The organism is Klebsiella sp. CN_Kp073 (genome assembly GCF_040065495.2).
Taxonomy (GTDB): Bacteria; Pseudomonadota; Gammaproteobacteria; order Enterobacterales; family Enterobacteriaceae; genus Klebsiella; species Klebsiella aerogenes.
This window is the reverse complement of sequence record NZ_CM198051.1, coordinates 2595176-2615741: the sequence shown is the minus strand read 5'-3', so window position 1 is coordinate 2615741 and position 20566 is coordinate 2595176. Positions and strand designations below refer to the sequence as shown.

Annotated in this window: 19 protein-coding genes and 1 pseudogene; 9 read left to right on the top strand and 11 right to left on the bottom strand. The window is 57.7% G+C overall.

Annotated features, from left to right (window positions below; genetic code table 11):
* Nucleotides 1-1158, top strand: coding sequence for a CblD like pilus biogenesis initiator family protein (locus ABLV66_RS12575; protein WP_348876628.1), 1158 nt, complete (start codon nt 1-3; stop codon nt 1156-1158).
* 10 nt (nt 1159-1168) lie between these two features.
* Nucleotides 1169-1720: a LuxR C-terminal-related transcriptional regulator gene (locus ABLV66_RS12570; protein WP_045394397.1), complete on the top strand. Its 552-nt coding sequence runs from the start codon at nt 1169-1171 to the stop codon at nt 1718-1720.
* Here the strand turns inward: ABLV66_RS12570 and ABLV66_RS12565 are convergent.
* Complete coding sequence (locus ABLV66_RS12565; RefSeq protein ID WP_047048354.1) at nt 1703-2626, bottom strand: LysR family transcriptional regulator; 924 nt, start codon at nt 2624-2626, stop codon at nt 1703-1705. The genes ABLV66_RS12570 and ABLV66_RS12565 overlap by 18 nt on opposite strands.
* Before the next feature lie 130 nt (nt 2627-2756).
* Between ABLV66_RS12565 and ABLV66_RS12560 the strand changes: the two genes are divergently transcribed.
* The gene (locus tag ABLV66_RS12560; protein ID WP_348876629.1) at nt 2757-4145 is read left to right on the top strand and encodes an MFS transporter; all 1389 of its coding nucleotides are present in this window, start codon (nt 2757-2759) and stop codon (nt 4143-4145) included.
* 43 nt (nt 4146-4188) lie between these two features.
* Here ABLV66_RS12560 and hpxK read toward each other — a convergent pair whose 3' ends face one another.
* The 7 genes from hpxK to hpxU all read right to left on the bottom strand — a co-directional run bounded on the left by hpxK (nt 4189) and on the right by hpxU (nt 10554).
* Nucleotides 4189-5415: an allantoate amidohydrolase gene (gene hpxK / locus ABLV66_RS12555; protein ID WP_348876630.1), complete on the bottom strand. Its 1227-nt coding sequence runs from the start codon at nt 5413-5415 to the stop codon at nt 4189-4191.
* Nucleotides 5412-6653: a (S)-ureidoglycine--glyoxylate transaminase gene (pucG, locus tag ABLV66_RS12550; protein ID WP_213292551.1), complete on the bottom strand. Its 1242-nt coding sequence runs from the start codon at nt 6651-6653 to the stop codon at nt 5412-5414. The genes hpxK and pucG overlap by 4 nt, the downstream gene beginning before the upstream one ends.
* A 14-nt stretch (nt 6654-6667) precedes the next feature.
* Entirely contained in the window at nt 6668-7405 is a 738-nt protein-coding gene (locus ABLV66_RS12545; protein WP_045394384.1) for an amino acid ABC transporter ATP-binding protein, read from the bottom strand.
* Entirely contained in the window at nt 7386-8042 is a 657-nt protein-coding gene (locus ABLV66_RS12540) for an amino acid ABC transporter permease (protein WP_032715563.1), read from the bottom strand. Before ABLV66_RS12540 ends, ABLV66_RS12545 begins: the two co-directional genes overlap by 20 nt.
* A complete protein-coding gene (locus tag ABLV66_RS12535; protein WP_348876632.1) occupies nt 8042-8707 on the bottom strand; it encodes an amino acid ABC transporter permease in 666 nt (221 codons plus the stop codon). The genes ABLV66_RS12540 and ABLV66_RS12535 overlap by 1 nt, the downstream gene beginning before the upstream one ends.
* Nucleotides 8708-8716: 9 nt before the next feature.
* Nucleotides 8717-9502 (bottom strand): transporter substrate-binding domain-containing protein, encoded by a 786-nt coding sequence (locus ABLV66_RS12530; RefSeq protein ID WP_348876729.1) that lies wholly within the window; start codon nt 9500-9502, stop codon nt 8717-8719.
* A 212-nt stretch (nt 9503-9714) separates the two neighbouring features.
* Nucleotides 9715-10554, bottom strand: a complete 840-nt coding sequence (gene hpxU / locus ABLV66_RS12525; protein WP_315710457.1) for a MurR/RpiR family transcriptional regulator HpxU — start codon at nt 10552-10554, stop codon at nt 9715-9717.
* Between the two features lie 177 nt (nt 10555-10731).
* Here hpxU and hpxW point away from each other — a divergent pair.
* The 4 genes and pseudogenes from hpxW (at nt 10732) to hpxZ (ending at nt 14289) form a co-directional block, all read left to right on the top strand.
* Nucleotides 10732-12310, top strand: a pseudogene (gene hpxW / locus ABLV66_RS12520) (oxamate amidohydrolase).
* A 10-nt stretch (nt 12311-12320) separates the two neighbouring features.
* The gene (gene hpxX / locus ABLV66_RS12515; RefSeq protein ID WP_015366605.1) at nt 12321-12509 is read left to right on the top strand and encodes an oxalurate catabolism protein HpxX; all 189 of its coding nucleotides are present in this window, start codon (nt 12321-12323) and stop codon (nt 12507-12509) included.
* Nucleotides 12506-13903 carry an AtzE family amidohydrolase gene (locus ABLV66_RS12510; protein ID WP_348876633.1) on the top strand — a complete coding sequence of 466 codons (1398 nt, stop codon included), beginning with the start codon at nt 12506-12508 and terminating at the stop codon, nt 13901-13903. The genes hpxX and ABLV66_RS12510 overlap by 4 nt, the downstream gene beginning before the upstream one ends.
* A complete protein-coding gene (gene hpxZ / locus ABLV66_RS12505) occupies nt 13900-14289 on the top strand; it encodes an oxalurate catabolism protein HpxZ (RefSeq protein WP_047048378.1) in 390 nt (129 codons plus the stop codon). Before ABLV66_RS12510 ends, hpxZ begins: the two co-directional genes overlap by 4 nt.
* A gap of 792 nt (nt 14290-15081) precedes the next feature.
* On the opposite strand, the gene puuE is transcribed toward hpxZ, so the two are convergent.
* The 3 genes from puuE to ABLV66_RS12490 are packed head-to-tail and all read right to left on the bottom strand — an operon-like array spanning nt 15082 to nt 17486.
* Complete coding sequence (puuE, locus tag ABLV66_RS12500; protein WP_015366602.1) at nt 15082-16014, bottom strand: allantoinase PuuE; 933 nt, start codon at nt 16012-16014, stop codon at nt 15082-15084.
* Nucleotides 16015-16029: 15 nt separating this feature from the next.
* On the bottom strand, nt 16030-16770 hold the full coding sequence (hpxA, locus tag ABLV66_RS12495) for an allantoin racemase (RefSeq protein ID WP_512174137.1): 741 nt from the start codon (nt 16768-16770) through the stop codon (nt 16030-16032).
* Nucleotides 16770-17486 (bottom strand): GntR family transcriptional regulator, encoded by a 717-nt coding sequence (locus ABLV66_RS12490; RefSeq protein ID WP_015705421.1) that lies wholly within the window; start codon nt 17484-17486, stop codon nt 16770-16772. The genes hpxA and ABLV66_RS12490 overlap by 1 nt, the downstream gene beginning before the upstream one ends.
* Nucleotides 17487-17629: 143 nt before the next feature.
* Between ABLV66_RS12490 and ABLV66_RS12485 the strand changes: the two genes are divergently transcribed.
* Entirely contained in the window at nt 17630-19126 is a 1497-nt protein-coding gene (locus tag ABLV66_RS12485) for an NCS1 family nucleobase:cation symporter-1 (RefSeq protein ID WP_045394361.1), read from the top strand.
* A 95-nt stretch (nt 19127-19221) separates the two neighbouring features.
* Entirely contained in the window at nt 19222-20559 is a 1338-nt protein-coding gene (gene guaD / locus ABLV66_RS12480) for a guanine deaminase (RefSeq protein ID WP_348876634.1), read from the top strand.
* The last annotated feature ends 7 nt before the right edge of the window (nt 20560-20566 follow it).

The following is a 20566-nucleotide window of genomic DNA, read 5'->3' as shown; positions in this document are numbered from 1 at the left end:
GTGATAACGCGTCTTTTGATTTTACTGCTTGCCTGCATCTGTTTTGCCGAGGCTCAGGCCGGTAGTCCCGCCGGCAGAAATACCAGCGTGGCGTTCGCCTTCGATCGCCAGTCTCCTCCTGCCCGCCTGGATATCTGGCTGCACGAGTCCGGTGGTTATGATTCCAGCGATCCGCAAAAATGGGGACGAAATACCCTGACCTGCCAGTCGCGTACCGATACAACCTATGGCGCCTGCATGACCGCGCCGGTATGGTTTCCGGCGAACCCGGCCGCGCCCTATCCGATAAACCTGCGCTTTACCCACGCAATAACCAACAAAACGGTGGACGTAAAAGTCTATGGCGAACACCGTATGTTTATCAATAACAAAACTTTTGTCTTTGCCAGCTATGTGAGTGGGGGGACCGTTGATGAATCAGCATGGAACAGTGAGCCGTACTTTGATTTTTACATCGTCCGTAGCGAATTAAACAAACTCGATCAGGCCGGTATCTGGACGGCAACGCTGAAACAGAATTTGCGCGAATGGGGCACCGCCGACTGCAACGGCAACTTTAATGACGTCAATGTTGGCTGCCCAGGCTACCTCACTCTTGCTAACTGGCAGGCAAACCTGCGTATTGAGGTGGTCGACCCGGGCAATCAGCAGATTTACTTACCGGCATTTCCGCACTCCACGCCGGTGGTGAACCTCAACCTCACCAATTTCCCGGGCAGACCCGGCGGCAGTGAGATTAAGGGCGAAAACTCGCTGGATATGTGCCTCTATGATGGCAACAACAGTTCCAGCTCGCGGGCGTTTCTACGCTTTGAAGACGATGGACTTGACGCGACCGGGCGTGCCGAAGGGGCGTTCTCCATCCGGCGACGGGGGGGCAGCCAGACAGATCCAAGAGATCGTCTTGATTATCAGGTGCTCGTGACCAACCCGACCACCGGCGCAACTGAAGTTGCCGCTAACGGTAAAACGTTGACCTGGGAGGGCACCAACAATCGCCGCTATTTGCGCCAGGTTGTCCTGCCGGGCGGCCGCGAAAGCGTGTTATGCATCCCGGCGCCCATTACCCTGAAAACACCCGCCTTTGCCGCCAGCAGCAAAAACGCGGGTGACTATACCGGTACGTTACGCGTTATCTATACCCCCAGTACGTTATAAAGAGGCTACTGTGAGCTACGTTGTTCTTGATAATAATCGCTTTTATGCGGAGGGACTGCGCTACGCCCTCCTCCGTCGTAACGTTAAGACGGAAGTGCATAGCGGCACGGTGCAGTGGCAGCCCTTACTGTTAGAGAGCACCACCCTTGTTATTCGCTGCCGTTTCTCCATCAGTGGTACACATCAGTCGCTGGTTGAAATTTTGCTTACCCTCGAGGCCCATTGCTGGCAGGGTACGGGCTATCTGGTGTGTAATGAAAAAAGCTGGGGGCTGGCCACCTATCTGCGCAAGCGCTTTGAAACGTTAACGTTGCATATCATTGATGACCGGATTTCCGTTGCGGATGCCGCCTGGCTGTTATCTAAAGAGCCAAGGCGGATCCGCACCCTGCGCTGCTGCCTGACCGAGATGGAATTTAACGTCCTCGACAGACTGGTTAAGGGGCAGTCGGTAAGATATGTCGCGCATATGACGAAGATGAGTGAAAAACAGGTCTCGACCTATAAATGTAATGCGCTGAAGAAACTCAATGCGAATAATCTTCTACAGCTTCTGGTGTAACGACTTGTCCATGCGGCATATCGCCACTATTTTCTCTCTAAGCCAGCGGTGAGCGGGATCGCGTTCCATTCTCGGATGCCACATCTGCGAGACGGTAATCCGCCGGCTTTTAAAAGGCAGTTCAAAAAGATGCACCTGCTCAACTACTTGCTGATTGACTAAATAGAGGGCGGGGATCATAGCGATAAGATCCGTTTGCAGCGCCACGGAAAGCGCGGTCGGAAATCCGGGTACGACGCTGGCGATTTTGCGTTTCATGCCGAGTTCGGCCAGTACATCATCGACGGACCCGTGCAGCGTACCTTCTGGTGAGGCCACCACATGACCCCAGGCAACATAATCCGCCACGGTTATCTCTGTCAGGGCGGCCAGCGGGTGCCCCTTACGCACCACCCCCACAAACCGATCTTCAAATAGCCGTTGCAGACGGATTTCAGGCCCCATATTGCTCTGGACGCCAATCTCCAGATCAACCAGTCCTTCCCGTAGATAGCGTGACGTTTTTTCAGGCTTAGGCGCAAAGCGTAGACAGACATTGGGCGCGGCTTCGGCTACTGCCGCAATCAGCGAAGGGCCAAACGCTACCACAAACCCATCGTTTGCCCTGATGGTAAAAAGACGCTCCAGATTTTGCACGTTGAGCGCTTCGGCCGCTGGCTGCAGCACCGCTTTCGCCTCGAAGACCGCGCGACGGGCGCGATCGCGGGTCGCCTCCGCCCACGGCGTCAGCACCATGTTACGCCCGGCGCGAACCAGTATCGGATCTCCGGTGACGTCGCGTAACCGGCTTAGCGTGCGGCTCATGGCTGACGTACTGAGATTCAAACGACGTGCCGCGCCCGCCACGCTGGCTTCGTTAAGTAATACGTCGAGTGCAATCAATAAATTAAAATCGGGGTCTGACATGACCATCACTCCTGGAACATTCAGATAAGGCGTTTCATGCAACTATAGAGTGTAAATGGTGCGTCTTCCGCCCGGTAAAAGCCATCTTTATAGTTTCGTCATCCAGATATTCTCTGCAGGAGACAACACGATGACACTTTTTTCCAGCCAACCTGGCGATGACGGGCTGCCAGGCCCGGCGCGAGCGCGGGTCATGGCCGCGGTAATGACCACCACGTTAATGGGTGTCTTTGATGGCACCATGGTAAACATTGCCCTGCCGTCGATGGCGCAGGAACTGCAGGCGTCAGCCAGTACCGCCGTCTGGTTCGCCAACGGGTATCTGCTGGCGGCGGCGATGACGCTGGCGATATTCGCCGCACTGGCGGCGCGTTTCGGCTACCGCCCGGTGTTTCTGGCCGGACTGACGACATTTATTTTGGCATCAGCAGGTTGCGCGCTGGCGACGACGCCTGAGCTGCTCATCAGCATGCGGGTGCTGCAAGGGATCGGCGGCGCGGCAACGCTCAGTATCGCGCCCGCCATATTGCGCTCCGTTTTTCCCGGACGACTGCTGGGGCGTATTCTCGGGATACACGCCCTGCTCATCGCTTCAAGCTCCGCCATCGGGCCGGTGCTGGGCGGCACGATCCTGCATACCTTGAGCTGGCAATGGCTGTTTGCAATAAACGTGATCCCCGGCACCGTCGCCTTACTGCTGGCGGTCAGAGCGCTACCGCGGCCGGCAGTTGGCGGGCAAGCCGCTTTTGATACGCCCGGAGCGATATTGTCGGCGCTGCTATTGGGTTCAACGATCATGGCGGCGAATAGCTTGCAGAGCGCTTCGCAGCATATCGATAGTCTGTACTGGACGTTGCTCGCGGCGATAAGCGGTACCGCCTTTATCTGGCGTATCCGGCGTACGGACAACCCGCTGCTGCCGCCTGCGATGTTTAAGAATGAACGTTTTACCCTTTCGGCCTTTACGTCGCTGATCGCCTTCGTAAGCCAGGGGATCACTTTTATTGCGCTGCCGTTCCTGTTCCAGAACGGGTATGGCTATAGTCCGATGCTCTCGGCGCTGCTGTTTACTCCGTGGCCATTAGGGATAGTGCTGATCGCGCCGCACGCCGGCCGCTGGGCGGACTCAATCTCTGCTCCGCTCATCTCGACGCTGGGATTGATGATTTTTGTCGCGGGTTTAATCCTGCTGGCGATGCTGCCCACTACGCCCGCCGCGTGGGATATCTGCCTGCGGAGCCTGGTATGCGGTATTGGCTTTGGCTGCTTCCAGAGCCCGAATAACCGCGAAATGCTGTCAAACGTGAGTCGCGAACAGGCGAGCTATGCCTCGGGCGTATTATCCATCATGCGCACGTTCGGGCAGTGTCTGGGCGCCGCCGTGATGGGCGTACTGTTGGCAAAAGACGAAAGCGCCGTTCATATTGCGCTGTGGATCGCCGCCGCGGCCTCGGCGTTGTCGGCGGCCGTTAGCGCCAGCCGACTGCGGAAAATAGCTCTTCCTGCGGGAGCGGGATAAGTCTGCGGCGCATCCCCGACAAGAGGATGCGCCCGTTATTGTTTTACCCGGCAAGTTTTATCACCGCCCGGCTGAAGGCATCAATCGCCAGTTCGACATCGGCTTCGCTGACCGATTCCGCCGGATGGTGACTAATTCCCCCTTTACAGCGCACAAACAGCATCCCCACCGGCCAGCGCTCCGCGACAGCAATCGCATCATGTCCGGCGCCGCTTGGCAGCGTCAACGCCGCGCCCTGTACCTCGCATACCGCTTCGGCAATCACCCCCTGTAATCGCGGATCGCAGGTGGTTGCCGCAATGCGATAGAACTCCTCAGCGGCAAACTGCAGGCCGCGACGCCCGGCAATCTCTGCGGCAGACGCCAGCAATGAATCCAGTAATGCATCCAGCGGTTGATCCTGCGGACCGCGGATATCAAGAGTCAATGCGACTTCGCCGGGAATGACGTTAACCGCCCCCGGCGAGCAGCGCAATGTCCCGACGGTAGCGACCAGGTTGCCTCCCTGCTGGCGCGTAGTGCCCTCAATACACAGCATCCACTCCGCGGCGGCGGCAAGCGCGTCGCGGCGCTGGTCCATCGGCACCGTACCGGCATGACCCGCCTCGCCGGTAAAACAGCAATTGAGGCGCCGCGCACCGTTGATCGCCTCGACCACGCCGAGTGCCGAACCGGCCTGTTCCAGCCTCGGCCCCTGCTCGATATGCAGTTCGAGATAGGCGGAAAAATCTTCCGCCGGGCGCGAGGATGAGTTAACGCGTGATGGATCCAACCCGGCGTTGACCATCGCATGCGCCAGGCTAATGCCATCGGCATCATGCTGGTCGAGCCAGGCATGTGGCCAGCTTCCCGTCAGACCCTTGCTGCCTAATAGCGTGATACCAAAGCGCGTTCCTTCTTCATCGCAGAAACCGACGATTTCGATGGCCTGCGCCAGTCGGCGTTCCTGATTATGTAAGCTCTGTACCACTTCGATGGCGGCTAACACCCCCAACATGCCATCATATCGTCCGGCGTTGCGAACCGTATCGAGATGCGATCCAAGCAAAATCGCCGGCGCCCCTTCTTCACGGCCTTCATAGCGTCCGCAAATATTACCGACGCTGTCCTGCCAGACGAGCATGCCTGCCTGGCGCATCCAGTAGCCAACCTGCTGATTAGCTTCGAGATGCTGTGGCGAAAGGTAAACCCGCGTCAGGCCTTCCGGCGTTTCGCTTATCGCCGCTAATCTCTCAGCTCGCGCCATCACTCGCGCTGCGGCCAGGTTCATAGCGGCTTCTCGCTGCGATAATGATCCCACGCCGCCTGCATGGCTGCCCCTTGCGTGGTGGGGAATTTCAGGTAATTGAGTACTGATTCCAGCGCGCTGAGGGTAGTCATGACGCAATCTTTACGCGCGTTGTAACCCATTGTGCCTATACGCCACACTTTGCCGTGCAGCGGGCCGAATGAGGTGCCAATTTCAATGGCGAAATCTTCCAGCATCAGTTGGCGGACCTGGTCGCCATTAATGCCCTGCGGGATGATCACGCCCAATACGTTATTCATTTTGTGTTGCAGGTCGCCAAAGATTTCCAGACCCATCGCCTGAATACCTTTCACCAGCGCGTCGCCGTGCAGTTTGTGGCGGGCAATGCCGTTATCGAGCCCTTCCTCAAGAATCAGACGCGCGCATTCGCGGGCGGCGAACAGCGCGGATGTCGCTTCCGTATGATGGTTAAGGCGTTCTGGCCCCCAATAATCCATCACCATCCCGAGATCGAAATAGTTGGAGTAAACCATCTCATCGACGCCATCAAGGTGCTCGGCGGTACGGATCCCCTGCTCAACGCATTTACGTCGACGAATAGCCTCTTCCATCCGCGGGCTCAGGGTAATGGGCGAGGTGCCGGAGGGGCCGCCGAGGCATTTTTGCATCCCCGCCGATACCGCATCCAGCCCCCAGGCATCGGTCTCCAGCGCATTGCCGCCCAATGAGGCGGTGGCGTCGGTATAAAACAGCACATCATAACGACGGCAGATCTCGCCCAGCTCCGCCAGCGGCTGCAACATGGTGGTGGAGGTGTCTCCCTGTACCGTCAGCAGCATACGTGGACGCACCCGTTTGATCGCATCTTCAATCTGCTCGGGAGAGAACACTTCACCCCACGGCACCTCAATGGTATGCACTTCCGCCCGGCAGCGGCGGGCAATTTCACATAACAGATGGCCAAAGCGGCCAAATACCGGCACCAGCACTTTGTCGCCGGGGCGGATCGCGGAGATCAGAATGGCTTCAATCCCCGCCCGTGACGTGCCATCCACCAGCATGGTCCAGCGGTTGCTGGTGCGGAATACCCCGCGGTATAACGCCATGACTTCGTTCATATAGTGCGTCATAGCCGGATCGTATTGGCCGATAAGCTGGCTGGACATCGCGCGCAGGACGCGCGGGTCGGCGTTGATCGGCCCCGGCCCCATCAGCAGACGATGCGGAGGATTGATTTGTGAAAATTGAGCGATATCCATCGTAGATTCCTTTATTAATTCAGTCCGCGCACGGAGGAGATAAATTGTTTGAGTTCATTGGTTTGTGGCTGGCTAAACAGCGTTTTGCTGTCGCCCTGCTCCCAGACTCGCCCCTGGTGCATAAACACCACCCGGTCGCCGACTTCACGGGCAAAATTCATTTCATGAGTAACCAGAATCAGCGTCATTCCTTCCGCGGCCAGCTGTTCCAGCACTTTAAGCACCTCTCCCACCAGTTCCGGATCCAGCGCGGAGGTGATTTCGTCACAGAGTAAAACTTTTGGCGACATCGCCAGCGCGCGGGCGATAGCTACCCGCTGCTGTTGCCCGCCGGAGAGGCTGGAGGGATAGAAATCCAGCCGATCGCCAAGCCCGACTTTTCCCAGCATTTGCTGCGCCAGTTCGCGGCACTCGGCAGGCTTTTTTTTCAATACCCGCCGCGGCGCCAGCATCACATTTTCCAGCGCCGTCATATGCGGAAATAAATTGAAGTTCTGGAATACCATGCCAACGGAGCGGCTAATCTCCCGCGCCTGCGAGTCACGATCGGTAATGGTCATGCCGCCGAGCTTAATGCTGCCTTCCTGGTACCCCTCCAGCCCGTTAATGCAGCGCAATAAGGTGCTTTTCCCCGAGCCGCTTCGGCCGATGATGGAAATCACTTCGCCCATATTGATATCGAGATCGACCCCCTTCAGCACGTGGTTATCGCCGTAGAATTTCTGCACCTGATTAATGGTGATGAGCGGCATTGAATTTATTCTCCAGATAGCGGCTGTAACGGGACAGCGGATAACACAAGATGAAGTAGCCCAGCGCGACCAGCGCGAAAACCTTAAACGGCTGATACGTCACATTGGTGAGCATGGTGCCAGCCTTGGTGAGCTCGACGAAACCGATAATCGACGCCAGCGCGGTGCCTTTTATCACCTGCACGGCGAAACCCACGGTGGGAGCGATGGCAATCCGCACCGCCTGTGGCGCCACTACGCGACATAACGTCTGGGTGAAATTTAATCCCAGGCAACGCGATGCCTCCCACTGTCCTTTCGGCAAGGCCCGGATACTGCCGTACCAGATATCCAGCAAAAAGGCGCTGGTATAGAGGGTCAGCGCCAGCGCGGCGGCGGTCCACGGCGACACATCGATCCCGAATAACGCCACGCCGAAAAAGGCGAGAAACAGCTGCATCAGCAATGGCGTCCCCTGAAATAGCTCGATATAGCCACGAATGAGGCGCTGCACCCACAATTTACCCCGCAGACGCAGCAGCAACAGCGGTAATGTCACCAGCGCGCCGCCAATAAAAGCCGTCAATGACAGCAGCACGGTCCAGCGTCCGGCCAGCAGCAGGTTGCGTACGATGTCCCAGTCGGTAAAGGTTGTCATCATGCCTGCACCCTCAGCCATTTACGTCCAGCCGCCATTAGCAGCTGGCGCATCGCTATCGATAACGCTAAATAGAGACACGTTGTCACCAGATACACCTCGAAGCTCAAAAACGTTCGCGATTGAATTAAGTTGGCGGCAAAGGTCAGCTCTTCATAAGAGACCTGCGATACCACCGACGATCCGAGCATCACGATAATGCACTGGCTCACCAGCGCCGGATAAATACGCTGCAACGCCGGCGGCAACACCACCTGAATAAAGGTCTGACTCCGGCTGAGCCCCAGTACCCGGCCGGCCTCCCACTGCCCTTTTGGCGTCACCTGGATCCCGGCGCGGACGATCTCCGTACTGTAGGCGCCCAGGTTGACGATCATCGCCAGCAGCGCCGCTTCGCCCGCCGTCATCTTCAACCCCAGATTCGGCAGGCCGAAGACAATAAAGAACAGTTGAACCACGAACGGCGTATTGCGGATAACCTCAACGTAAGCCCCCCATATCCGACTCAGCCAGCTTGCCCGCCCGCTACGCAGAGCCGCGCCGACGATCCCGATGGCCAGGCCACCGAGTGTGGCGAGTACAGTGAGTTGGATAGTGATCCAGAGTCCCGCCACGAGCTCCGGCCAATAAGGCCAGAGCGCGGAAAAATGTAATTGCTCCGTCATCGCCGTACCTTAAGCGGCAAAATCGCTGGGCAACGGCGCTTTCAGCCACTGCTGTGACAACGTATTGAGGGTGCCGTCCTTAATGCCCTGCGCGATTAAGGCATTCACCTTTTCCTTCATCGCCGGTTCATTCTTTTTCAGGCCAATCACGCACGGTGAATCCTTAAGCATAAAGTTGGCGACCGGGGCTTTCGCCGGGTTTTGCCGCGAGATAGCCGCCACCACCAGGTTACCCGTCGCTACGTATTGCACCTGACCAGAAAGCCAGGCCGACAGCGTGGTGTTGTTATCTTCGTAACGCTTAATCTGCGTCGCTTTCGGCGCAATGCTGGTCAGCACCATATCTTCCACCGCGCCGCGGGTCACGCCGATACTCTTACCGCTCAGTTCGGCCGCGTCTTTCAAGGTACTGCCCTGCGGGCCGAAGACGCCAAGGAAAAACGGCGCGTAGGGTTGGCTGAAATCGATGACCTTTTCCCGCTCGGCGTTCTTACCCAGGCTTGAGATCACCAGATCCACTTTATCGGTCTGCAAATACGGTACCCGGTTGGCGCTGCTCACCGGAACCAGTTGCAGTTTTAGCTTCATCTGCTTTGCCAGATAGCGGGCCATATCGATGTCATACCCCTGTGGCTGGAGATCGGTGCCGACGGAACCAAACGGCGGGAAATCCTGGGGAACGGCGACGCGGATCACCCCGCGTTTTTCAATATCCTGGAGTTGGTCCGCGCGTGCGGCGGTGATTTGTGTTAACAGACAAGCGGCCCCGGTCAGCGCGATCAGCAGTTTTTTCATCATCATTCCCCGTTACGTTAGTATGAAACAAAAGATTCTTTAAATAAACTTCTGCAACTAATGTGCCAGATACGGACAAAACAAATTTGCGCCGGCTAATCGGCTTTTAGCGGGAAATGACGGGAATATTAACCATAGCGGTAAGAAGAATTGGATTTCTTCTTACCGCATTTTGGCACCAAAAGGGTGCAAAGCACCAGCATGACTCCCCATTATCGTTGTTCAAGCTCATCCAGTTGTTGGTATAACCTAGCGATGTCATGAATGCGCGGGCGACCGCTATCGAGAATTTCATGTAGCAAGGCGTTGGCCAGCAGGTTGATAAGACTATTGGCCGACGCGTAGCTGTCGAAAGCCGACACGCTGTCCAGTGGGGCGCAGAGCCGCCAGCGCGCCAGAGGAAACAGGCTATGCGCCTGCGGCTCACAGATTAGCAGCTGCGGAACTCCCCGCTGTTGCAGTTGCTGCATCAATGGGCGAATAATTCGCGGCCGACGGCGAAACGCCATCACCACCACCATATCTTCCGCGCTTAAATCGACCAGTTCTTCACTTAGGCTTTGCCCCGGTTGCGGCAGCACCACCACTTGCCCGCGCGCCTGCAGTAACTGCTGACGTAGATGCAACGCCAGCGGCCAGGAGTTACGCATCCCAATAATGACGACGCGCCTGGCATTCACCAGTGCGTTAATGGCTTCGGCAAACTGCCGGGCATCCAGCGCGTTGACCCACTGCGTCAGGTTTGCCATCTCCTGCTTATAATGCCGCGCCAGCAAGGTATTACCCTGCACCGCCTCGCGATGATCGGTCAACGGCATCCCGCTCTGGCGTAACGTGCGCAGCTCATCGCGCATATCGCGATACTTTTCATACCCCAGCCGTTTAAACAGGCGGCTTACCGTCGCTTTAGATACCCCGCTCAGCTGGGCCAGCTCGGCGCTGTTGTAGCTAATCAGGTCATCAAAGTGGTCGACAATGAAATCCGCCACCCGCTGCTCCTGGGGTGACAACGACGCATATTGCGCCTTCAGCCGTTCATCGAGTTGTTCCATAGCGCCTCTGTAACTTTTGTTTCACTGAACTATACCGCTAACCCCCTTCACAATGCATGCCACAATGAGAAAAGAAAATGATAACCGCAACATTGAAACTTTCTTTTCAAAGTGGAACAGCTTTTGCACGGACAGCGTTTGCAGCAGTGGCTGCACGATTCGTTACGAGGATAATTTATGCAGAGTCATTTCTCGCCCCAGGGGATGGCGGTCGCCCCCCATCATCTGGCTAGCCAAAGCGCGCTGTCCGTGCTGCGCGAAGGCGGAAGCGCAATAGAAGCGATGGTCGCCGCCGCTGCGACCATCGCGGTGGTCTATCCGCATATGAATGGTTTAGGCGGCGATGGGTTCTGGCTGATCGTGCCGCCGCAGGGCGATCCGATCGCCATTGACGCCAGCGGCGCCGCTGGTTCACTGGCGACGCCGGAAGCCTATGCCGGGCTAACGCACATCCCGCATCGCGGCCCGCAATCCGCCCTGACCGTCGCCGGCACCGTCAGCGGCTGGGATGAGGCGCTGAAAGTTTCACAATCCCTGACCGGTAAATCACTACCGCTTTCGCGCCTGTTACAGGACGCGATTGGCTATGCCGATAACGGTATTCCGGTGACCGCCTCACAAGCCAGCGCCACCGCTGGAAAGTTAGATGAACTTCAGCGCCAGCCGGGCTTCGCTGAGACCTTTCTGGTCAATGGCCGCCCTCCTGAAAGCGGCAGCCGCTTTTGTCAGCCTGCGCTGGCCTCCACGCTAAAACGGCTGGTTGCGGAAGGGCTTGATAGTTTCTATCGCGGCTCGCTGGCGGAACAACTGGCGGCCGGCATGGCCCGTTACGGCCTGCCTATCACGCTTGACGATCTGCGCCAGCATCGCGCGCGCCGCCCGCAACCACTGCGGCTACAGCATCAACATGGAGAGTTATGGAACCTGGCACCGCCGACGCAGGGCCTGGTGTCGCTGGCCATCCTCGGCATCACTGACCGGCTGGCGATGGAACAGGCCGACGATGCGCAGACCATCCACCGTATCGTGGAAGCGACAAAACAGGCCTTTAGCCTGCGCGATAAACATATTACCGACCCGCTGCATCTGGAATATTCAAAGTTTGCTGTCCCCGCAGGCGTTACAACCGCTGGCGGAGAAGATCGACGACCAGCGCGCCGCGCCATGGGGCGCAGGCAAAGGCCCCGGCGATACCGTCTGGATGGGCGTGATGGATAGTAGCGGGCTGGCGGTCTCCTTTATCCAGAGTCTCTACCATGAGTTTGGCAGCGGCGTGGTGCTTCCGGACAGCGGTATTGTCTGGCAAAACCGCGGCGCGTCGTTCAGCCTCGACCCGGCGCATTTGCTGGCGCTGGCGCCCGGCAAGCAACCCTTCCATACCCTTAATCCCGCCGCCGCACGCCTGAACGATGGGCGGGTGATGGTTTATGGCTCAATGGGCGGCGACGGCCAGCCGCAAACCCAGGCGGCGCTGTTCACCCGTTATATCCTGCAGAACGTCCCGCTTCAGGAGAGTATTTCTCGTCCGCGCTGGCTCCTTGGGCGCACCTGGGGACAGACCTCGGACTCACTAAAAGTGGAAGGTCGCTTTGCGCCGCAAACCCTCGCCCGACTCAGGGAACTGGGGCATGAAGTTGAGGTACTGGCCGACTTCAGCGAGGCCATGGGACATGCCGGGGCCATTGTCCGCCATCCTGACGGCCTGTTTGAAGGCGCGTCTGACCCGCGCAGTAACGGCACCGCCGCTGGCTATTAGGAGGAGAAGCATGAAACAAACCGAAAAAGAGTGGCGCGACTGGCTTCTACAGATGGAACAGATCCTCGCCCTTGAACTGGATGAATCGCGCCGCGCTGAGCTGCTGGCGCAATTTCGCCGCATTGCCGATATGGCTGAACCGCTGATGGCCTATCCGCTCGATCAGCGTCTGGAAATCGCCGGAGTGTATAAAGCATGAAGCTACATCAGATGACCATTGCCGACATTCAGCAGTCGCTGAGTCGCGGTGAATTTAGCGCCAGAGAGCTGGCTCGCCAGACGCTTGATGATATTGCGCAAAGTAACCCGCGGCTCAACGCCTGGACGACAGTCACCGGGAAACGGATGCTCGACGAAGCGGACGCCATTGATGCCCTACGGCGAACGAATCAGCCGCTGCCTGCGCTGGCAGGGGTTCCCTACGCGATCAAAAATCTGTTTGATGTCGCAGGGGAAACCACCTTCGCTGGCGCGCAACTGTTCAGCAATAACCCGCCTGCCCGCGTCGATAGCTGGGCGGTAAGTCAGATCCATAGCGCAGGCGGCCTGCTCAGCGGGATGCTGAATATGGACGCCTATGCTTACGGTTTTACCACGGAAAATAGCCACTATGGCGCGACGCGCAACCCGCACGATCTTAACCGCATTGCCGGCGGATCCTCCGGCGGCTCAGCGGCGGCGGTCGCCGCCGGATTGGTTAATTTCTCGCTCGGTAGCGACACCAATGGTTCGATTCGCGTTCCGGCATCCCTGAGCGGGATTTTTGGTCTCAAGCCAACCTTCGGCCGCCTGTCGCGCGCCGGTAGCCACCCTTTTGTTCCCAGCCTCGATCATATTGGTCCGTTTGCCCGCACGGTAGAGGATTTAACCACAGTTTACGATGTTCTGCAGGGGCGAGACGTCAACGACGGGTTTCAGGCCGAACGCGGCGTCGCCCCTGCCACGCCGCATCTACGATATGGCCTCCAGGGGCTGCGTTGCGCGGTTTTAGGCGGCTATTTCAGCCGCTGGTGCGATGACGATGCCCGCGCGGCGGTGGCTCGCGTCGCCCGTTATCTCGAAGCCTCTGAAGAGTATCTCTTCCCCGAAGCGGAGCTGGCGCGCGCTTCTGCGTTTATCATTAGCGCTTCTGAAGGCGGAAACCAGTACCTTCCAGCCTTACGGCGCGAGCCGGAACGCTTTGAACCGCACTCGCGCGAACGTCTGCTGGCGGGCGCGATGATCCCTTCCGCCTGGTACCTGCAGGCGCAGCGCTTCCGTCGCCACGCTCAGCAGCGAGTCGCCTCGCTGTTCACCCATGCCGATGTGCTCATCGCTCCGGCAACACCGTGCAGCGCGACGCTTATTGGCGAGCAGACGATGGAGATCAACGGCGAGTCTTTACCGATACGCGCCAGCATGGGCATGCTTACTCAACCAATCTCCTTTATCGGTCTGCCGGTGGTGACCGTTCCGCTACGTACCGCGACGGGGCTGCCTGTCGGCGTGCAGTTAATTGCCGCGCCGTTTAATGAACAGGCTTGTCTGCGCGCCGCCTATGCGCTGGAAGCGATGGGAGTAACCGATTCTCGTCCGGTGGGGGTAGCCGCATGATCGCATCGCAAGACATCAATCTTCCGCAAGTGGTCGCCGAAGTTACGGCGGCCTTTTATCGCTATGAACAGGCGCTGGTGAGTAACGATATCGCAGTGCTGGATGCGTTGTTCTGGCACGATACGCGCACGGTTCGCCTCGGCGCCGGGGAGAATCTATATGGTATTGATGAGATCCGCGCCTTCCGCGCCGCGCGCCCCGCCGCAGGACTTGCGCGGGAGTTACGCCATACGGTGATCACCACCTATGGAGAGGATTATGCGGTATGCAGTACCGAGTTCACCCGTGAAGGCAGCGAACGTATTGGCCGTCAGCAGCAAACCTGGGTGCGGTTTGCCTGCGGCTGGCGTATCGTTGCCGCGCAGGTCAGTTTGATGGGGCATTGATGCCGTAGTCGCCCCCTGCTTGCGCTGCGCTTAGCAGGGCTACCAACTCACAATGGCACGGATCGTAGGCCGGATAAGGCGCAGCCCCATCCGGCGCGAAAGTGGTTCTTTACCCGCGGTTATTGCCCGGCGGCGCTACACTTACGTGGGCCTACAGATCACATGCCGGCGTAGATACTGTTATCGATTTGCAACGGTTTTGGTCTGGGAAAAACATGTGCTTTGTGTTAATTCTGAGCACATTGCGCTCCCGGTTAATTTTTTCCGCAATATGTTTTCCGTGGCGCTGGGAGCGCACAGAGGGCGGCCAGTCGCCGCCGCCCTCTGTACTCCCGGGCTCTGGCCGCCAAAATCGCCACTTCGTGGTTCCTTCGACTTATCCCGGCAGGCTCCGGGGCGGGCCGAGGCAGCATCCCTGCAAATCACGGCCCTCAGCCCGCATCCATGCGGGCTGCCCCGGCCTTCCGGGAACGTCTCAGCGATTTTGAGGCCACCAACACCGCAGTTTCAGTAGCCATTTACAAGATAGAGATCTTAAGCTCACAACGGTACGGACCATAGATACTGTTATCGGTTTGCTACTTTTTTAAGGGGTTTTCCCGGACGCGGCGCGTTGCGCCTTCTCCGGGCTACCAAATCGCAAAGCGCTGTAGCCCCGGTAAGCGGCAGCGCCACCGGGGATTTTGAGGCTACCAACACCGGCAGTATAAATTAACGGCAGGCCGCACGGACCGTAGGTCGGGTAAGGCGTTAGCCGCCACCCGACAAAATAACGGCGCAATGGGTCTGCTGCTATGGCTGGTACGGATGTACCTGCCGCCAGTGGTCGGCAATCTGCTGGCGGGTACAAATCCACACGCGCTCATGCTGCTGCACGTAATCGAGAAAACGTTGCAGAGCGCGGAAGCGTCCGGGGCGACCCAGCAACCGGCAGTGCATGCCGATAGACATCATTTTCGGCGACGTTTCGCCTTCCGCGTACAGCACATCAAAGCTGTCTTTCAGATAGGTATAAAACTGTTCAGCGGTATTAAACCCCTGAGCGGTGGCAAAACGCATATCGTTGGCATCGAGCGTGTAAGGCACGATGAGATGCGGTTTACGCTGCCCGTCGGCGCAAGGCACTTCCGTCCAGAACGGCAAATCATCGCCATAATAGTCGCTGTCGTAATCAAATCCGCCATGCTCCACCACCAGTTGCCGGGTGTTAGGGCTATCGCGCCCGGTATACCAGCCGGTGGGCGGTTTGCCAAACAGGTCGGTCAGCACCTGCACCGCTTTATGCAGATGGTCACGCTCCTGTTCAATCGCCATATGCTGATAGTGGATCCAACGCCACCCGTGGCTGACCACATCGTAGTTGGCCGCTTTGATCGCCGCGACGATATCCGGATGACGCGCCAGCGCCATTGCCACGCCAAACACCGTCAACGGCAACCCCCGCTCCTGAAAGGCATGATGGATACGCCAGAAGCCCGCGCGGCTGCCATATTCATACAATGAGTCCATTGACATATGGCGGTCGGGGTAGCTGGCAGCGCCGATGATATCGGAGAGAAACTGTTCGGAACCCGCATCGCCGTGCAGGACGTGATTCTCGGCGCCCTCTTCGTAATTAAGCACAAACTGCACCGCGATACGCGCCTGGTTTGGCCACTGCGCGTGCGGCGGTTTTCCCGCATAGCCGCGCAAATCGCGCGGATATGATTCTGCTGCTGGTATCATCTCCCACCCCTTCATTTAATCATTAAACACGGCAAATTTACCGCTAAGCGTTTTACGTTCCGGATAGGCTAAATCACCGTGCTTGCTGGTTGTCAGTCCTAGCGACACCAGAGATTCAACCATCTTCACCGCCGCGCTGACGCCATCAATAACGGGTACCTGAAGTTCCCGGGTCAGTTGCTGCGCCAGGGTCGCCATACCGCCACAGCCCAGCACGATAGCGCCGCAGCCGTCCTCCTTTAGCGCCTGAATACAGCGGGCGCGTACTTTTTCCTGCGCCAAGCCGCTGCCATCTTCCAGTGCCAGCACCGGTAGATCGATCGCATGCAGACCGGCGCAATGGTCATGGAATCCATACTGATGTAGCAGGTGGCGAGCGATAATCAGCGTGCGCGGCAAGGTAGTGACTACCGAGAAGCGGGTAGCGACCAGCGTCGCCATATGCATCGCCGCCTCGGCAATACCAATAACCGGCCCCTGGGCCAGTTCACGAGCGGCCAGTAATCCCGGATCGCCAAAACAGGCGATGACATGGCCGGAAACGCCCTGCCGCCGCCCGGCTTTAATCTGCTCCAGCACGCCGACGGCGGCGATGGCTTCGTCAAAATGTCCTTCAATCGACGGCACGCCGTCCGGTGGACACACCGCGAGAATATCGGTTCCTGGCGACGCCGCGGCGCGGGCCGCCTCGGCGATGGTTTGCGTCATACCGGGATCGGTATTGGGATTGATAACTTGTATACAGATGGTGGACATTACCGCTCCTTATAGCCGGCGAATAGCCGGGCGAAATCGGGAACCGACTCTCCCGTGCGGGAAAAACATAAACTGGCGACGATGTGTTCAAAGTGATGGTTGAGCGCCTCGGTCAGCGCGGTTAGCGCTTTTTCGCGCAGCAGGCCGACAAGGCGCTCGTGATCATCGCAGCGGCACCCTTGCCGCCACGGCGCGCCCCAGGCGGCAATCACCAGTGATGAGCGTTGACTGAGTCGGGTGACCATCTCCGTTAGTACCTGGTTGCCGGAAATGGCCTGTAACTGAATATGAAAATTAGCGGAGTGGCGGATAGCCGCCGGGCCATCGTAGGCCTCATGCGCCAGTTGCTCTTGCTGAATAATGGCTTCCAGCGCCGCCAGATGCGGAGGCTGGCAGCGTTGCAGGACATCCGGCAGATTCGCCACTTCCAGTAGCGCGCGGGTGCGGAATATTTCCCGTGCCTCGTCGACCGTCGGACTGGCGACCTGTGCACCACGTTTGGGCGTTAATGTCACCATTTGCACAGCGGCGAGTCGTTGCAGCGCTTTGCGTACCCCCGTGCGACTGACGCCGAACACCTCCGCCAGCGCCTCTTCCGGCAATTTGCTGCCCGGCAGCAGCTGTTGCTCGACAATCGCGGTCAGCAAGGCTTCGTAGATAGACTCATCCTTGTCATGCAGTCCGGCTGCGGCCTGCAGCGGATTTTCATTGCCCATTGGTCTACTCCACTTTCCATTTTGATATCAAATCGTATACATAAAATAAATATTTTGTATACAATATTAACCATTCTGGCCTGAATCCTGCAACGCCTTCCGCTATCAACGGCACAACGTTTGTCTTCAGAGGAGCAGGATCCATGCCAAATACACAAAATACGCATCAGCTCAACGCCGGAGACCCGGCATCAGGCTACAGCCCGCGTCTTTGCAACGAGGATCTGGCGCCGACGCGCGAGCAAAACTGGAACTGGTACAACATTTTTTCTTTCTGGATGTCGGATGTGCATAGCATGGGAGGCTATGTAGTGGCGGCGAGTTTCTTTACGCTGGGGCTGGCGAGCTGGCAGGTACTTATCTGCCTGTTGGCCGGAATTGTTATCGTCCAGCTTTGCGCCAATCTGGTGGCCAAACCCAGCCAGATTGCCGGCGTGCCCTATGCGGTCATTTGTCGTCAGGCGTTTGGCGTCTTCGGCGCCAATATTCCGGCGGTGATACGCGGACTGATTGCTTTCGCCTGGTACGGGATCCAAACCTATCTGGCTGCGAACGCCTTGATGCTGGTGCTGCTGAAGTTCTGGCCCTCGCTGGCGGCAATGACGCAAACCTCATTGCTGGGTCTTTCATCGCTTGGCTGGCTCTGTTTCGCTACCATGTGGCTGTTGCAGGCGATGGTGTTCTGGCACGGCATGAGCGCGATTAAGCGTTTCATCGACATCGCCGGCCCGGCGGTATATGTGGTGATGCTGGCGCTGGCGGGCTGGATTGTATACAAGACAGGCCTCGACGGTATCTCCTTTACCCTCGCCAGTAAGACGCTGACCGCTGGCGAGCAAAGTTGGCAGATGATCACCGCCACCGCGCTGGTGGTCTCTTACTTCTCCGGTCCGCTGCTCAATTTTGGCGATTTCTCCCGTTATGCCAGAAGCATGGGCGAAATTCGCCGCGGTAACCGCTGGGGGCTGCCGTTTAACTTCCTGCTGTTCTCGGTGGTGACTGTAGTGATCGTCTCCGGGACGCAATCTTTATTTGGCCGGATGATCACCGACCCGATTGAAACGGTGAGCCATGTGGGTAACGATCTGGCGGTGGCCATCGGCTTGCTGACCATGATCACCGCCACTATCGGCATTAATATTGTCGCCAACTTCGTCTCGCCGGCATTTGATTTTTCCAACTGCGCGCCACAAAAAATCAGTTTCCGCACCGGCGGGATGATTGCCGCCGTCGGCTCGATACTGCTCACCCCGTGGAACCTGTTCAACTCCCCTGAGCTTATCCACTACACCCTGGATGTATTGGGAGCGTTTATCGGGCCGTTGTTCGGCATTCTGCTGGTTGATTTCTATTTGATTAAACGCGGGCAGGTATCGGTCAACGATCTGTTCGATGACACTCCGAAAGGCAAATACTGGTACCGCAACGGTTTTAACCCGAAGGCCATCGCCGCGCTGCTGCCCTCGGTAGCGGTTGGCCTGATTATCAGCTTTATTCCCGCTCTGCATGAAGTGGCCAATTTTAGCTGGTTCATCGGCGTGCTACTTAGCGGCAGCCTGTATCGCTGGATTGCCCGCGATGAGCGGCAGGCCGCTTCCTCCGCCCGCTTTACCCCCGGCGCGCTGGCGCAGAAAGAATAATCCCGCCCGGCCGCGGCATCTGTCGCGGCCTTCTGGCATTAAATTTGCAAAACATTTGCGTAATAGATATCTCCACACTCAAATAAGGCGGCAACATGCTGGAATACCACACCGCGCTACGCGGTGCGTTTTTTGATATTAGCCAACCCGCCGCCAGCGCTGACGATATCGCCCGCTACGCGCGATATATTGATGATGGCGTGCTGTTTATTTACGCCGGAAAGATTCAGGCTCTACTGCCATGGCAGGAAGGCGAAGCATTACTCGATCCACAGAAAGGCTATCGCGATCTGCGCGGTAAACTACTACTGCCGGGGTTTGTCGACGCCCATATTCATTATCCTCAAACCGAAATGATCGGCGCCTTTGGCGAACAGCTGCTGGAATGGCTGACCACCTATACCTTCCCGGTGGAAAGCCAGTTTGCCGATGAACGGTACGCGGCAGATATCGCCCGTTTTTTTGTCAACCAGTTGCTCAGCCATGGCACCACCACCGCGCTGGTATTTTGTACGCTTCATCCGGCGTCCGTGGAGGCCCTGTTTACCGAGGCGTTGCGCCTGAACATGCGCCTGCTGGCCGGTAAGGTGATGATGGATCGCCATACGCCGGAGTATTTAACCGAAACCGCCGAACAAAGCTATCGCCAGACCCGCGAACTGATCCAGCGCTGGCACCGGCGCGGTCGTCTGGGCTACGCCATTACGCCGCGTTTCGCCCCCACCTCCACGCCGGAGCTGCTGCAAGCTGTTCAGCGGCTGCGGGAGGAGTTTCCCGATACCTGGCTACATACCCATCTGAGTGAAAACCTAAATGAAATAGCGTGGGTAAAGCAGTTATGGCCGGAGCATGAGCACTATCTTGATGTTTATCATCACTATCAATTGACCGGTGAGCGCAGCGTCTTCGCCCACGGGATCCATCTGGCAGAGAAAGAGTGGCGGTGTCTGCATGAGACCGGTTCGGCAATTGCTTTCTGTCCGACGTCAAACCTGTTTCTGGGTAGCGGGCTATTTCGCCTGCCCGCCAGCTGGCAACATCAGGTCCGGATCGGCATCGGCAGCGATGTTGGCGCCGGGACCTCCTTCAGCCTGCTGCGTACTCTCGGCGAGGCCTATAAAGTGGCGCAGCTACAGAGCTATCGCCTGCGCGCCAGCGAAGCGTTTTATCATGCGACGTTGGGCGGCGCGCACGCGTTACGCCTGGATGACAAAATAGGTAATTTCCAGTCGGGAAAAGAGGCCGATTTGGTGGTTATCGACCCGGCGGTGACACCGCTACAAAGACTGCGCAGCGCCCGCTGTCAGGATGTGTATGAACAGCTGTTCGTGTTAATGACCTTAGGCGATGAACGGAACATTAGTGAGACCTGGGTCAATGGCGAACAGGTATGGTGTACGAAGGATGAACCGCTGCCCGGCACTGTATTCTGACCGGGCA

Bases quoted from the DNA above. Each gene is read 5' to 3' on its own strand.
- hpxX (WP_015366605.1), top strand. From the start codon at position 12,321: ATGAAACAAACCGAAAAAGAGTGGCGCGACTGGCTTCTACAGATGGAA.
- ABLV66_RS12560 (WP_348876629.1), top strand. From the start codon at position 2,757: ATGACACTTTTTTCCAGCCAACCTGGCGATGACGGGCTGCCAGGCCCG.
- hpxU (WP_315710457.1), bottom strand. From the start codon at position 10,554: ATGGAACAACTCGATGAACGGCTGAAGGCGCAATATGCGTCGTTGTCA.
- ABLV66_RS12485 (WP_045394361.1), top strand. From the start codon at position 17,630: ATGCCAAATACACAAAATACGCATCAGCTCAACGCCGGAGACCCGGCA.
- ABLV66_RS12565 (WP_047048354.1), bottom strand. From the start codon at position 2,626: ATGTCAGACCCCGATTTTAATTTATTGATTGCACTCGACGTATTACTT.
- puuE (WP_015366602.1), bottom strand. From the start codon at position 16,014: ATGATACCAGCAGCAGAATCATATCCGCGCGATTTGCGCGGCTATGCG.
- ABLV66_RS12540 (WP_032715563.1), bottom strand. From the start codon at position 8,042: ATGACAACCTTTACCGACTGGGACATCGTACGCAACCTGCTGCTGGCC.
- ABLV66_RS12510 (WP_348876633.1), top strand. From the start codon at position 12,506: ATGAAGCTACATCAGATGACCATTGCCGACATTCAGCAGTCGCTGAGT.
- ABLV66_RS12490 (WP_015705421.1), bottom strand. From the start codon at position 17,486: ATGGGCAATGAAAATCCGCTGCAGGCCGCAGCCGGACTGCATGACAAG.
- guaD (WP_348876634.1), top strand. From the start codon at position 19,222: ATGCTGGAATACCACACCGCGCTACGCGGTGCGTTTTTTGATATTAGC.
- hpxZ (WP_047048378.1), top strand. From the start codon at position 13,900: ATGATCGCATCGCAAGACATCAATCTTCCGCAAGTGGTCGCCGAAGTT.
- hpxK (WP_348876630.1), bottom strand. From the start codon at position 5,415: ATGAACCTGGCCGCAGCGCGAGTGATGGCGCGAGCTGAGAGATTAGCG.
- ABLV66_RS12530 (WP_348876729.1), bottom strand. From the start codon at position 9,502: ATGAAAAAACTGCTGATCGCGCTGACCGGGGCCGCTTGTCTGTTAACA.
- pucG (WP_213292551.1), bottom strand. From the start codon at position 6,653: ATGGATATCGCTCAATTTTCACAAATCAATCCTCCGCATCGTCTGCTG.
- ABLV66_RS12535 (WP_348876632.1), bottom strand. From the start codon at position 8,707: ATGACGGAGCAATTACATTTTTCCGCGCTCTGGCCTTATTGGCCGGAG.
- ABLV66_RS12545 (WP_045394384.1), bottom strand. From the start codon at position 7,405: ATGCCGCTCATCACCATTAATCAGGTGCAGAAATTCTACGGCGATAAC.
- hpxA (WP_512174137.1), bottom strand. From the start codon at position 16,770: ATGTCCACCATCTGTATACAAGTTATCAATCCCAATACCGATCCCGGT.